The following is a 14996-nucleotide window of genomic DNA, read 5'->3' as shown; positions in this document are numbered from 1 at the left end:
TACATACATTTAAATGTTCATACATTCGAACATAGTAAAGCTCCTGACCCTTATAATTACTGAAAATGAGATCTTTAAAAAGTTGCAGCATGCTGTTTTGCGTGGCGGTACTGCTTTCCTGCGGCGGTAAGCAGTCCGGGGAGCGCGGCGACGCAGCACAGCAGGAAATCGATGAAAAGCATTTCACGGCAGAGCCCGCACCGGACTGGACGAACCTGTTTGTGAGAAAGTCGGGCTGGTTCGGGGGAGACGGGATTTTTGCCATACCCCTCTCAGGGAAGGACGACGGGAAGAGCGACAGCCTGCTGTTCCTGTTCAGTGATACCATGGTAGGTGAAATCCGTAATGATACCTTGCAGCCGGGTTTTGTGATGGTTAACAATTCCGTTGCGTTGCTGAAAGGTAAAGCCCCTGTGTCATCAAACCTTGCATTCAGGATTGCGGGCGAAAAGAATGCTTACAAAGCCATTTTTACACCAGATACAAACAAGCCCGACAAGGATACCTACCTCTGGCTCGGGGACGGTTTCGCAAATCCCGATGCCGGTAAAGACGTTTTTATTTTTGCCTATCAGATTACCAATACCCACGATAAGTCACCTTTTCCTTTTAAAGAAACAGGCAATGTGCTGATCCGGATACCTGCCGGCAGTCCTTTTCCCTATGCCGGTCAGCAGCAGAAATCCCTGCCCTTCAACAATTACAGGAGCGGCGAAGAGACGATTTCCTTCGGTGCCGGTGTGTTCAACAACACGGAGGGTGCCGGGGAGCCTGATGCAGATGGGTTTGTATATGTGTATGGCATCAAAGGCAAAAACAAGCAGCTGGTTACGGCCAGGGTAAAGCCTGGCGCGATCGATTCATTCGATCAGTGGGAGTTCCGGAACAGCAGTGGGTGGTCCAGGGATGTGAAATCTGCCGGAGCAATCAGCGATTCGGTGTCCAATGAAATGAGCGTAAGCAGACTCGGAAAAGGAAAATATGCCCTGGTGTATCAGCTGGGTGGTATCCTTCCGGAAATATGCATGCAGGTAGGACCTACGCCCGCCGGTCCGTTTGGAAAGCGGATCATTCTTTACAAAACCACCAGCGACATCCGGGATACGGACCTGTTTACGTACAATGCCAAGGCACATCCCGCATTGTCAGCGCCCGGGGAGCTGCTGATTTCCTATAATGTGAACAGCTTTCAGTTTTTCGACGTGTTACCCAAAAAGCCTGACCTGTATCGCCCGCGCTTTGTACGGGTGAAATTCGGGCAGCCCACCACTCACGCAAGCCACTAGTATTATGACGGAAAAAGCAGATGTAGCACCCGCCGGGAGCAGATTGCCCTATATCATTTTGATCACGAGCGTCGCCGCATTTGGAGGCTTTCTTTTTGGCTATGATACGGCGGTAATCGCCGGGGCCATCGGATATCTTCAGGTGAGGTTCAACCTTTCTCCCCTGATGGTTGGCTGGGCTGCCAGCGCCGCCATCTGGGGGTGCGTGCTCGGCGCTATGTCGGCCGGGTACCTCAGCGACCGCTATGGCCGGAAGGCGGTACTGATTGGTACCGCGGTGCTTTTCGCACTGCCTGCCTATGGTTCGGCCGTAGTCGACGATCTTACCAGCTTCATTATCATGCGGCTGCTGGGCGGGGTCGGTGTAGGCGCAGCTTCCATGCTTTGCCCGATGTACATTTCAGAAATAGCGCCTCCGCACATACGGGGTCGCCTGGTTACCCTGTACCAGCTGGCGATTGTGCTGGGGATCAATATCATTTACGTAATTAATCTTAAAATCAGTCAGGCTGGCGACCAAGCCTGGAATGTGGCCAATGGCTGGCGCTACATGCTGGGCTCGGAAGTGATCCCCGCGGTCGTATTTTTTGTGTTGTTGTTTTTTGTCCCGGAAAGTCCGCGGTGGCTTGCAGCGCAGTCGAAGGGGGATGCAGCCAAAAAAATCCTCGAAAAAATCAATGGAAGTGCAGTGTCGCTGAAAGTTTACGCCGAGATATCGGAAAGTCTGCACGACGAAAAAGGCGGCTGGCGTGACCTGATGGACCAAAAGCTTCGTAAACCATTGCTGATCGGGGTTGTGCTGGCGCTGTTTTCACAGATTACCGGTATCAATGCAGTCATTTACTACGCGCCGGAAATCTTCAAAAGCATTGGTTTCGGCGCTGAGTCAGCATTTACCCAAACGATCATCATCGGGCTGGTGAACCTGCTTTTTACCTGCCTGGCGATTTGGCTGATAGACAGGGCAGGCAGGAGGAGCTTGCTGATCTGGGGGGTTGCCGTGATGGTGATCTGCCTTTTTGCCACCGGTATCTGTTTCCATTTTCATGTGGATCAGGGACCCTGGCTGCTGATTTTCATACTGGGTTACATTGCCGGTTTTGCCGTGTCACTCGGCCCGATTCCCTGGGTGCTGATGTCGGAGATATTCCCGACCAGGATCAGGGGCATTGCCATGTCGCTCGCTACACTGGTACTATGGGTTGGGGTAGTGGTGATTACCCAGCTTACGCCCTATTTTCTGGAGACATTCGGAGGCGCATCCACATTCTGGATTTTTATGGTCAACGCTGTGATCATCTGGATATTCACTTTTAAAAAGATACCGGAAACAAAAAACCGGACGCTGGAAGAAATCGAAAGAAGCTGGTGACCGAACCAGGGGAAATTCGATGATCGACCATCAACCGCAGGCAGCAATGAAAGATGTATTTATAGGAATTGATTTTGGCGGTACCAGGATCAAAATCGGGCTTATTGCCGGCGGGCAGCTGATTGCAGACGCAAACCTGGAAGCAGATGCAGCGCTGACGTTTGAGCAAAGGCTGACGGACATTGGATTGGAAATGAGCCGGCTGGTTTTTGCAGGTTCATACAGGCTGACGGGCATCGGCTTTGCATTTCCCGGAATCGTGAATTTTCATACAGGACGGATTTTGTCAAAATATGTAAAATATCCCGGTGCCGAAAATGTTGATCTTAACCGGTGGGCGCAAGCCAATTTCGGGGTACCCGTCGCGGTGGAAAATGATGCCCGTGCTGCGCTGGTGGGTGAGTGGAAGCATGGCGCGGGAAGAGGAAGCAGCGATCTCGTACTGGTAACCCTGGGTACCGGAGTGGGAACAGGAGTGCTGGTAAATGGAGCGCCATTGCGGGGCAAAAACTTTATAGGCGGCAACCTGGGAGGGCATTCAACCATCAATGCAGACGGAGTGATATGCAACTGCGGCAATATCGGCTGCGTGGAAAGCGAGAGCTCCACCTGGGCATTGGCGCGGATCGCCGCAGCGTCTCCGGGCTTTTCCGAAAGCAGGCTTGCAGCACTGGATCTCATCGATTTTAAGAACCTTTTCGAGCTTGCGGAGCAAGAAGACGCACTCGCGGTAAGTTTGCTGGATCGCTGCCTCAGAGTATGGTCGCTGTGCGTGATCAACCTGGTTCATGCATATGATCCGGAAAAAGTGATCTTCGGCGGAGGCATTATGAAAAGCAGCCAGGTCATTCTGCCCTACATCAGACAAATGCTCGATAAACATGCCTGGGTCAGCGCTGCCGATGTGGAGCTGGTGGTGGCTGCACAGCCCGAGCATGCCGGAATCTGGGGTATTTATGAGTTATTCAAACAAAAGAACCATTGACATGCAATCGACCTACGACAAGTTTCCCTATATAGAAATAAGCAAATCATCCGCATTGTGTTTCACGGGCTGGAAGCTCATTTTTTCTGAAATAAGCCGGTTTGTGCGGTTAAAAAGTAAAACCAGGACTGTTGTTTGCATCGACCTTTATCATGGGGTGGATGTTGCAGACATGCTGGATGCCATCAGGAATCATCTCCGGCCTGACGCATTGTTTGAAACAAGATCCTGTTTGAAAAGTGAGGCCGATATTCAGGAAATGATTCACCCTTTTGTCACAGACGATCAGATTTTTGGTAAAATCAATAACCTTGAATTAAGTGACTACCTAGATACAGCCGCGCTCGACCGGATAAAACAGCAGATCAGCGCCATTGAATCGGGGATCGTCGTTGTTTTTGGCGAGGGCGCCGCCGTTTTTGCACCGGCCGATGTATTGATTTATACCGACCTTGCACGCTGGGAAATACAGAAGAGGATGAGACGCAATGAAGTGGGCAACTTTGGCGTGGACAACCTTAATGCAGGTTTTGCACTTAAATATAAACAGGGATATTTCCTGGATTGGCGCATGCTGGACCGGCACAAGCTGGCGCATTTTGACCGTATCGACTATTTCATTGATGCCAATAAGGCCGATGAGCCCAAAATGCTACATGCAGAAACATACCGGCAAGGGTTGGAGCTGGCCGTGTCGCGTCCTTTCAGAGTGGTACCTTTTTTTGATCCCGGACCGTGGGGTGGCCAGTGGCTCAAAGAAGTGGTGGACCTGGACCGCGATGCCATGAACTATGCATGGGGATTTGATTGCGTGCCCGAAGAAAACAGTCTGCTTTTCAAAGTAGGCGATCACCTTTTTGAGCTTCCGTCCATGAACCTCGTCCTGACTCGCCCGGAGCAGCTGCTTGGAAAAGCCATCGTCCGGGAGTTCGGGGCAGAGTTCCCGATCCGGTTTGATTTTCTGGATACCATGGAAGGCGGTAATCTGAGCCTGCAGGTGCATCCTACGCGCGCGTACATTCAGGAGCACTTCGGGATGAGCTATACGCAGGATGAAAGTTATTATTTTCTGGAAGCAAAGGGAGATGCATGCGTATACCTGGGTACCCGTAAAGGTGTGGATGCCGCAGCGATGATTGACGATCTGAAAAAAGCACAAAGCGAAATGAGCGACTTTGATGCTGAAAAATATGTGAATAAGCTGCCGGTCAAAAAACACGATCATATCCTGATCCCTGCGGGAACGATCCATTGTTCGGGCAAAAATGCCGTAGTACTCGAAATATCAGCAACCCCCTACATCTTTACATTCAAGCTGTGGGATTGGGGCCGGCTGGGGCTGGACGGCAAGCCCAGGCCGATCAACATCGAACATGGCAGCAAGGTAATCGATTATACGCGGGATGAGGATTGGGTAAAAAAGCATCTTGTCAATCACGTTACCACTATTTCAGCCGGCGAGCACGTGACCGAGGAGTCAACAGGCCTGCATACCACGCAGTTTATCGAAACCAGGAGGCACTGGTTTGACACAGAGGTGCTCCATGTTACGAATGGAAATCTGCATGTGGTCAACCTGGTAGCAGGGGATGAAGTACTGGTCGAAAGCCCTGACAGGCTGTTTGAACCCTATACAATTCACTATGCCGAAACCTTCATCGTACCCGCCAATGTAACGGCTTATACGATCACGCCGGCCGGAAAATCAGCCGGAAAGCAGTGCGCGACGTTAAAAGCTTACGTCAGAACCTGAAAATGCGGGTGACTGAAAGGTATCCGGAATTACTATTTTTGTGATTCTTCCCAATTTCCTGAACATGAAACTCAGCATTGATCATAAAAGTCCGGTCCCTTTGCACATTCAGGCAGAAAACCTGCTGCGTGCCATGATCAATGATCCCGAGCATCTGAACGGAAAGTTTCTGCCCAATGAAATGGATCTGGCCCGGCAGCTGGCCATATCCAGGTCCACATTGCGCCAGGCTTTGAATAAGCTCGTATATGAAGGATTGCTGGTCAGGAAAAAGGGGATAGGAACCAGGGTAGCGGAACCGGTGATTACCTCCAAGTCGAAGAACTGGCTGAGCTTCACGCAGGAAATGAATGCGCGGGGTATCCATGTCAAAAACTTCGAGCTGCACATCACCTGGGTTACGCCGGACGAAAAGACCGCTAATTTTTTTGCCATTGATCCCGGTAAGAAAATCCTGAAACTCGAACGTCTGAGGGGCAAGGTGGAAGGGCCATTCGTTTACTTCATTTCCTATTTCCACCCGAGGGTAGGGCTCACGGGCGAGGAAGATTTTAAACGACCGCTTTATGATATTCTTGAAAAAGACCACATGGTCGTGGCGACGCTTTCGAAGGAAGAGGTAGGGGCTATTGCCGCCGACAAGTTCATTGCTGCCAAGCTGGAAGTGGACGTGGGAAGCCCGATATTGTTCCGGAAGCGTTTTGTCTTTGACCAGGGCGACAGGCCTATCGAATACAACCTCGGCTACTACCGGGCTGACAGTTTTGTATACACCATTGAAAGTGTCAGGGAATAGTTAATCTTCCCGCTTGTTTTTTGACGTTTACTGTCCTGCGTTAGGGTTGGAATGTGGCTGCTATGTTCTGAAGCGCACAATCTGACGGTGACGCCGCCTTCCCGATGTACGATTGAGCATATCCAAAATGGGCAGATAGCTCACCGACCGGTATGGATAGTGCCGGGGCGTCGCAAAGGAACTTTTAGCGTAAAATAACCTTTTTACTCTAACCTGACTCTGAAAGACGAATTATGAAAAAAATAGGGTTTTTATCATTTGGCCACTGGGCCAGCCATCCGGCTTACAGGGCCCGGACAGCGAGCGATACATTGCTTCAGTCCATTGACCTGGCCGTTGCCGCCGAAGAAATCGGTTTGGATGGCGCTTACTTTCGTGTACATCATTTTGCAGCCCAGCTGGCGTCGCCTTTTCCTTTGCTGTCGGCGGTTGGTGCCAAAACAAGCAAGATTGAAATTGGTACGGGTGTGATCGACATGCGTTATGAAAATCCGCTGTACATGGTGGAAGACGCCGGCGCTGCCGACCTGATTTCGGGCGGACGATTACAACTGGGTGTCAGCAGAGGATCGCCGGAGCAGGTGATCGACGGCTGGCGCTATTTCGGATACGAACCCGAGGAGGGGGAGACGGACGCTGATATGGGCCGCCGCAAAACATTGGAATTCCTGGAAAAGCTGGAAGGAAAAGGATTTGCACGGCCAAACCCAAACCCGATGTTCCCGAATCCCCCGGGTCTGCTCCGGCTAGAACCTTATTCCGAGGGATTAAGGGAGCGCATCTGGTGGGGGGCAGCATCCAATGCGACGGCTGTGTGGGCTGCCGAAAACGGGATGCACCTGCAAAGTTCCACGCTGAAATACGATGAGAGCGGCAAGCCTTTTCATATGCAGCAGGCGGAGCAGATCAGGTTATACAAAGAAGCCTGGAAAAAAGCGGGACATCCCCGCGAGCCCAGGGTTTCAGTGAGCCGGTCTATTTTCGCACTTGTCAATGATGAGGACCGTTACCTGTTTGGGCAGGAGTCCAACCGCCGGGATAAGATCGGGATGATTGAGCAGGATAAACGCGCGATTTTTGGCAGAAGCTACGCTGCCGAACCCGATAAGCTGATCCAGGAACTGGCGCAGGATGAGGCTATACAGGAGGCTGATACATTGCTGCTGACCATCCCCAACACATTGGGGGTTGACTACAATGTGCATGTGCTCTCGGCGATTCTGGAACATGTGGCGCCCGGCTTGGGCTGGCGGTAAGTTAGGCTGATTCAAAGACGTTTTTAAAACAGAAATCCTGCAAGTCAAGCACTTGCAGGATTTTGTGTCTTTACAGCAGGGGAAATGTTTAATGCTTCCCCTTATTTTTAATAACCGTCATTCTGTTTAATGGCAGGCGAGCTGGTAATGACAGCGAGTGCCGGTATCGGGTACAAAAGCTGGTACTCCTTGATCGGCGTCGAAATGCCTACTGTACTCTTACCAGGTCCGGATACTTTCGCATTCATCACTTCCATGGCACGTCCGGTACGCAGCAGATCAAACCAGCGGTGGCCTTCAAAAGGAGATTCCAGTCGCTCTTCATTGTAAACCGCCGCCTTGAATGTATCATAGGTCAGTCCGGCCAGCTCTTTCAAACCAGCACGCTTGCGTACCAGGTTGATCGCTGCATAAGCATCGGTATCGGGGCCTTTCTTTGATTCATTCAGTGCTTCTGCATAATACAGCAGGATATCAGCGTACCGGATCACGTACCAGTCCGCACCCGAATCGCCGAAGCCGCCTCCTGTTTCGCGCTCTACATAACCGCGGACATACTTGGCAGCAACAAATGCGCCATTCTGCGTGTAACCGTCAGCAATGTTGTTGCGGCGCACATCGCCCGTCGTGTAGGCAGCAGCGATGTCGTCTGTGGGCTGGTTGAACCCGTAGGCGCCGCCGGATGCAATGGTAATCCCTTCTGAGCCGGTAGGCGCAAAGTGATTGGGAAGGTTGGAACCCAGTCCATTTGCAGCACCTTTATATTGTGCCTGCCAGATGGCCTCAGGATTGCCCTGCTGCCCGGCCTTATACAGGTCGGCATACACAGGCAGCAGGCTGTAAGTGCCCGATGTCACTACTTTCTTGAACTCAGCAGCAGCCTCAGCGTATTTTTTTTGAGTTAAATAAACCTGGCCCAGCAAGCTTTGTGCAGCTCCTTTGGTGGCCCGGCCGACACCGGCCTCGCCATAGGAAACCGGTACCAAACCTTCCGCTTTTGTAAGGTCGGCCTCGATCTGCGCGTAAACTTCCTGCACGCTCGCACGACCTACTTTATAGCTTGCATCAATATCCGTTACCGGCTCGGTTACCAGCGGAACGCCGCCGAATAAGCGTACGAGGTTGAAATAAGCCAGGGCCCGCAACGTGAGTGATTCGCCTGTGTATTGTTTTTTCAATTCATCACCGACCGTCGAACCATCGATTTTGGCAAGAATACTGTTGGTTCTCGCAATCAATGTGTAGCTGTTCTGCCAGAATGCAGTAAGGTGCTCATTATCGGTTGTCTCACGGAACTCGTCGATGTTTCTTTTGGCATCATTGCCCGACGCACCCGCGACAAGCTCGCTGCTATTGTCAGAGCGAAGGTCCACCAGCAAGTGATAGTAACCATTTCCCGAATACACCTGTGAAAAAGCGGAGTAGGCACCCACGACGGCCTGGCCGAAATCAGATTCAGTTTTGAAGAAATCCGTTTCACCGATCTGCGAGATGGGTTTTGATTCGAGGAACTCTTCGCAGGAAGTGCCTGAAAAAGCCAGGACAACCAGCGCGACAGCTATTTTTATATTTTTTGAGATCATGTCAGTCAATGTTAAAGGTTGGGCTGGGTTTAAAAACCAAGGTTAAGTCCAAATACAATCGTGCGTGCCATCGGGTAGGTACCGTAGTCGATACCCGGCGTAAGCGCAGACGAGATCCACGGATCACCCTCGGTGGTGTTCACTTCCGGATTGTAGCCCGAGTATTTGGTGAAAGTGTGCAGGTTTTGGATGTTCATGTACACCCGCGCATTTTTCAGGATGGTTCCGTTCAGCACTTTGCCAAGCCGGTAGCCGATGGTCACGTTCCGGATGCGCAGGAAAGAGGCATCGTCTACGAGGTACGAAGAGATCGTACGGTTATTGGCCGAGCTTCCTGCACCAAACGTTCTGCCATCACCCGGTTCTTCCGGCGACCGCCAGTAGTTCACCGAAATCGTTCCGTTGTTGCGGTAGGCACTGCGTTTGGTGAGGTTCATCACTTCCACATCCTGAACACCCTGCAACGAGAACCCGAAGTCGAAGTTGCCCAGTGTGAAGCTGTTCGTCATACCGTAAGTGAATTTCGGAAGGTTGTTGCCAATGATCGTTTTGTCAGAATCGTTGATCTGTCCGTCACCGTTCAGATCCCTGAATTTGGCATCCCCGGCGTAGGTATTTGGTAAGTGTGCCGATGCATTCACTTCCTCAATGGTATTATAAACGCCGTCAAAAATGTAGCCGTAATAGCTTCCCAGCGGTTGACCGATCTGCGTAATGTGGGTCAAAGAGTTTTCCTGGGCACGGTTTGCGACAATAATGGGTGTGCCTCCTGCGCCGAGTGATTCCACTTTGTTTCTGTTAAAGGAAATATTGGCATTGGTTGTCCAGGTGAAATTCGCGTTTTTGAAATTCCGTGTTTCCAGGGCAAGTTCAAGTCCTTTGTTACGCAGACTTCCCAGGTTACGCAAAGCAGTTTCATAACCTGTTGAAAGCGGCACCGGAACGTTCAAAAGCAAATCCGATGTCAGCTTGTTGTAGTAATCTACATTCAGGAAAATGCGGTTTTGAAAAAGACCCAAATCCAATCCCAGATCCACTTCTTTGGCTTTTTCCCATCCTAAGTTTGCATTGCCCAGAGATCCCTGCGCCAAACCGCTGGCGATGGAGCCGTCGCCTGAGCCCAGGATGTAATTGCTGCCGTAAATCAATCCCACCGAAGCATAGTCAGGGATCTGGTTGTTTCCGATCAGACCATAGCTCGCGCGCACCTTCAACTCGCTGAGTGCAGCTACATCAGCCAAAAACTTTTCCTGCCCGATTCTCCATCCCACAGAAGCCGAAGGGAAGTTACCCCACTTGTTGTCCGAACCAAAGCGGGACGAACCGTCGCGGCGGAATGTGGCGGTCAGGAAATACTTTTCATCCAGATTGTAAGTAGCGCGGCTCAAAAGCGACAGCAATGTCCACTGCGAGCGGATGGAGCTACCGCCGGTCACGATACCTGCATTCAGGGTCGGTACCAGGTCGTTAGGAAAATTGTTGGCATTAACGGCTGTGGAGTTGAAGGATGACTTTTGTTCGGTCAAACCCACGAGCACATTCAAATGATGGCGCTCTGCAAAACTGTTGTCGTAAGTCAGCGTATTTTCATTGATCCAGCTGATATTGGTCGCTGCGTACGACCGGCCGAACGATGGGTTTACACTGATAAATGAAGGTGAAAACTTGTTGTTGCTGAACGTATTCACATCCGCATTGATACTCGTTTTGAATTGCAGGTTTTTTACAATGTCAATCGTGGTAAACAAGCTACCCACCGTGCTGAACTGGTTCATGGTGTTCTTGATGCCTTCCCCGAAAGCCAGTGCATTGTTGTAAGTGATGTTCTGCGTGGTACCGTCGTCGTAATGCAGCGTGTAAGAAGTAGCATAGCTGCCATCCGCATTTCTGGAAGGGTATATGCCCGGAACCGACATGACCGTGGTAGCTACTGCACCATAATCCTGGATCCCGCCGGTGGTGGCGATGCGGTTATTGGTATAAGACGGAGCCACACGGAAGCCGACTTTTACTTTGTCGGTTACTTTGGCATCCACATTCAGACGAAATGCATATTTCTTGAAACCTGAATTGATCACGATCCCTTCTTGGTTCTGGTAATTTCCTGACAGGTAGTACCGCGCATTTTCAGTGCCGCCAGAGGCTGCGATCTGGTAGTTTTGCATGGGTGCCCGGCGGTAAAGCAGGTCTTGCCAGTCCGTAAATGGGAGGGAGGCTGCGTTTTTGAATTCGTCAGGGATTTTAAACTGAGGTCCGCTTCTTACCGAATTGGGGTCAGTTGCTTTTCCGCCTGCGCGCACCCAGTCGGTATTGCGCTGGTCAATCTGCCGCTGTGCATATTGCTGGTTGCTCATGATGCCCACCTTCTTACCGATCTCCTGAAAACCGTAGCTGGCATTGATGCTGATCTGCGATTTTCCGGCTGCGCCTGTTTTGGTTGTGATCAGAACCACACCATTGGAGCCGCGTGATCCGTAAATAGAAGTTGCCGAAGCATCTTTCAATACATCAATTGATTGAATGTCACCAGGGTTAATGCTCGCCAGCGGGTTTACCGGAGACTGGTCACCGATATCACCACCCTGTGCCCCTGCACTGCTCACCGAGTTGTCCAGCGGCACGCCATCCACCACATACAAAGGCTGGTTACCCGCTGTGATAGAGCCGGTTCCTCTGATTTTCAGGGAAATACCACCGCCTGGTGCGGCCGAAGTCTGCTGCACCTGTACACCGGCCATCTGGCCCGCCAGCGCTTCGCCGAAGGAAACTACTGCACGGTCCTGCAACTGCCGGGAGCTTACCGAGGCAATCGAGCCGGTCAGCTCGCGCTTCTGCTGGCTTCCGTAACCTACTACCACGACTTCATTCAGCGCTTTGTCGCTGCTTTCGAGCTGAGGTGATATGGTGGAGCGGTTTCCTACCGGTTCTTCCAGGTCACCGTAACCTATATACGTAAATAAAAGTGTGCTGTTTGCCGGCACCTGGATCTTATAATTTCCACCTGCATCCGAAGCCACACCGTCGGTGCCGCCTTTCACCCGGATCGACACGCCGACGAGCGGCTGACCGGTTGCTTTTTCGGTAACCTGTCCGCTCACAGTAACTTGGCCAGTCCGGCCGGAAGTCTGAGCCTGAGCGCTGGTGTAGCAAAAGAACAGTACAAATACTTTAAAGAGTAGTCCCAAAGGCACACCGCAGACATCGCGGAAGTGATTGGCAGATTTAGTAAACATTTTTTTTCCCATAAGGTATGGAAGGTTAGTGGTCTAGAAATGGTAGAATCGAAAGGTATCGAAACAAATATAATGTTTTTATTAAATGTAAAATCTTTTCATAAGAAAAAAATAATATTATCGAATTAAAAAGAAAGGTAACGGAGGTTTTGACGAATATTCTTGATCTGATTGTGACAAAAAAGAAAATGCTTCCAGGGTTCAGGCTGGAAGCATTTTTGGTATAGTCGAAAAAAATCGGCGACGCAGTGGTACCTACCGGTATTGCTGCCAGTTCAGTGTTTTATTCACGACCGGCAACTTGTGCTGCTGCGCATATTCATTCCTGACTTTCTGCACATTGCTCCACCACTCTTCCAGCGGATAATGCAATTCCCTGTAAATTAAATAGCTAAGATCGATGGTGCGCACCGGCTGATGATCTTTGATGTCGTCCACCTCAAACAAAAACTTACGTCCGTTGGCTTCTTCCACGAGCGGCTGCCATTCTTTAAACCATATTTTTTCTACGAATGCCAGTGTACTGTCGCGCTGTGTTTTCAATTTGCTGATCATGTCCATGGCGGCATCCAGCTGCTTGATTGCCTGGGTTGAGTTAGTTGCGCCGGTAGTTGAAGCTTTTTGCAGCAAATCCGTCACCTGGTTCAATGTTACCAGCATCCGCAAATTCTGTCCGCAGATTGCGGCTACTGATTCGAGCACTTCCAGATTATAAAGCTGGGATTTGACAAGCGATTTGTTGTCCCGAATCAATTGGAGCGCATATTTATTACGTGGGAGCATGGCTTTTGCAGTAGCGAGGCGCGCGGTATTGACGGGATGAGTTTTGTCCGCAATCGCCAGTGTGCCAGCTAACGGCACGGGTAGTAGGGGCAGGGTTTGATCTCTTTCAGGATGCACAAAAAGGCTGTCCGAATTTCCCTTGATCATGGGCCGCCAGGTTGACGGGATCCAGTCCCAGCTTTCAGTATGGAACTCGGCCTGCTCGCTCAGGACGTGGTAAATGCTATCCATATCTTTCTGCTTTGGTCCGTAAAAAGCATTCATAAACCGCGCAGAAGCATTTTCGGGAGTCAGGTTTTTGCTGTTCCACCCAGCAGCCGTAGCCGTCGCATAGCCCAGCCAGAATGTCTCCGGATGCAGCCCTGCATCGGCCCAGCCGGCAATCACCACGCCCGCAAAAGACGACAGGTTGTCGGCAAAAGCCGTATTGATTTCCTTCATCATATCTGCCACCCGGCCCGAGGAGCGGTCACTTCCATCCGCCATCACGGCCGACTTGGTATGCAGCGGGTAGTAGTTTGGAAAAATGGGCTCGGCGCCCTGCGTGGCGGTATAGACAAACTGGCGAATGCCGTGTTTCTTATACTCAGCCGCGATTTCCTTGTTATAAACCCCGTCCACCAGATGTGTCGGCAAGGCTGTAATATCCTCTTTTCGCAAAGGAAATTCACCCCAGAACAAAACCGTGCGGCCCTGCTCATGCAGCCTGTCAGCCATTTTTTTGATAAACCAGGCCAGTAGTCGCCCGTTTCCGCCAAGGCTGTCGGCCATCGCTTTTTCCGACGGTGCTTTGCCGGTGTAGTAGGCTTCATCATTTGAAAAAATGATGTATTTGCTGCCTTTGCTCGCATTGATCAGCTCACTGAACATGGCATCCAGGAGCTTGAATGTCTCCGGATTGGTGACCGAAAACTGGTAATTTATGTCATCAATCAGTCGCAGCTTCCGGTATTCCGGATGTTTGAGGATAAAAGAAACGTGCGCAGGCGCATCCAAAAAAGGTACCATGTCCACGTAGTACGCATTTGCATAATCTGCCAGTTCCTGGTACTCAGCAGGTGTTAATGCATACGGCTCCACGATCGCAGGAGCCGATTTGTATTGAAAATGACCTTCCAGTTTAATTGAAAACGCGTTGATTTTATAGGTAGAGGCCTGTTTGATAATTCGCTTCAATGCACTCATTTTTTCCAGGTGGTGAGCGTCGTCCCAATAAATCATCCGGACTTCCACATTCGGCCAGTCGGTAATCTCACCTTCCGGCAGCTGCATTTGAGGCGCCTGCTCGCGGAGCAACTGTAAAAACGTTTGCACACCATAGTACAAGCCCTGCGTAGCATTGGCCGTAATGGTCACATTGCCTGGCTTCAGGCTCAGCTTGTAGGCCTGACGAGTAAGCGCCGCACGGTTGGTATCCACGCTTGCGCCAATGTTTACGGATCCGGGTTGCACCACGAGCCGGATAGCCGGAGCGGTCCCTGATGCGCCTGAGGCATTATTCAATGTAAGGCCCGCCTCTTTCAAGCCTTCCTGCAAGCTCGCCTGCTCTTTGGCCGATGCCGGATCGGCTACAATTTTCCATTTTTTGTTGATGGTGAACATTTTCCTGGTCAGCGCAGCCTGCTGTGGGAGTGGGAGTAAGGCAGATCCGGGATCAATGTTTTTTGTGGTGGCTGCCTTTGAAGTTTTGACCTGGGCGTTTACTGTGCTTGTTGTTAGAAAAAGACAGCAGGCCAGGAAAAGCATTTTGCCTGCGCTGATCTTTCGGTTTTGTGGGAAAGTTGTAACAAAGTTCAAAGCTGGAAGTATTAAGGGTTGGTTAGGAATAGTATTCGAAGAGCATTGCACGCCGCACAAGTGTTGATCTATCAAACTTATGACAAGCATTTATTTGCAATTAAAAACAAAAAGACAAGGAAACGAAACTTTCTGGTCAATTTTCAGCTGAG

Annotated in this window: 9 protein-coding genes; 6 read left to right on the top strand and 3 right to left on the bottom strand. The window is 50.7% G+C overall.

The genetic code is table 11. The features are described 5' to 3' along the window. The first annotated feature begins 89 nt into the window (after positions 1–89). The 6 genes from HWI92_RS10660 (at position 90) to HWI92_RS10635 (ending at position 7448) form a co-directional block, all read left to right on the top strand. Positions 90–1286: a DUF5005 domain-containing protein gene (locus HWI92_RS10660; RefSeq protein ID WP_204663531.1), complete on the top strand. Its 1197-nt coding sequence runs from the start codon at positions 90–92 to the stop codon at positions 1284–1286. Between the two features lie 4 nt (positions 1287–1290). Next, positions 1291–2658 (top strand): sugar porter family MFS transporter, encoded by a 1368-nt coding sequence (locus tag HWI92_RS10655; protein WP_204663529.1) that lies wholly within the window; start codon positions 1291–1293, stop codon positions 2656–2658. Positions 2659–2677: 19 nt separating this feature from the next. After that, positions 2678–3643, top strand: coding sequence for an ROK family protein (locus tag HWI92_RS10650; RefSeq protein WP_204663527.1), 966 nt, complete (start codon positions 2678–2680; stop codon positions 3641–3643). A 1-nt stretch (position 3644) separates the two neighbouring features. Next, positions 3645–5396, top strand: coding sequence for a class I mannose-6-phosphate isomerase (locus HWI92_RS10645; RefSeq protein WP_204663525.1), 1752 nt, complete (start codon positions 3645–3647; stop codon positions 5394–5396). A gap of 64 nt (positions 5397–5460) precedes the next feature. Continuing rightward, a complete protein-coding gene (locus tag HWI92_RS10640) occupies positions 5461–6192 on the top strand; it encodes a GntR family transcriptional regulator (RefSeq protein WP_204663523.1) in 732 nt (243 codons plus the stop codon). A gap of 233 nt (positions 6193–6425) precedes the next feature. Next, positions 6426–7448 (top strand): LLM class flavin-dependent oxidoreductase, encoded by a 1023-nt coding sequence (locus tag HWI92_RS10635; RefSeq protein WP_204663521.1) that lies wholly within the window; start codon positions 6426–6428, stop codon positions 7446–7448. A 107-nt stretch (positions 7449–7555) separates the two neighbouring features. On the opposite strand, the gene HWI92_RS10630 is transcribed toward HWI92_RS10635, so the two are convergent. The 3 genes from HWI92_RS10630 to HWI92_RS10620 form a co-directional block, all read right to left on the bottom strand. Then, a complete protein-coding gene (locus HWI92_RS10630) occupies positions 7556–9031 on the bottom strand; it encodes a RagB/SusD family nutrient uptake outer membrane protein (protein ID WP_204663519.1) in 1476 nt (491 codons plus the stop codon). 29 nt (positions 9032–9060) lie between these two features. Then, the gene (locus HWI92_RS10625) at positions 9061–12264 is read right to left on the bottom strand and encodes a SusC/RagA family TonB-linked outer membrane protein (RefSeq protein ID WP_229249302.1); all 3204 of its coding nucleotides are present in this window, start codon (positions 12262–12264) and stop codon (positions 9061–9063) included. 255 nt (positions 12265–12519) lie between these two features. Further along, on the bottom strand, positions 12520–14844 hold the full coding sequence (locus HWI92_RS10620; RefSeq protein WP_229249301.1) for a beta-N-acetylhexosaminidase: 2325 nt from the start codon (positions 14842–14844) through the stop codon (positions 12520–12522). Positions 14845–14996: the final 152 nt, after the last annotated feature.

The organism is Dyadobacter sandarakinus (genome assembly GCF_016894445.1).
Classification (GTDB): Bacteria; Bacteroidota; Bacteroidia; order Cytophagales; family Spirosomataceae; genus Dyadobacter; species Dyadobacter sandarakinus.
Note: the sequence above shows the minus strand (reverse complement) of the source record. Positions and strands in the feature narration are given on the sequence as shown.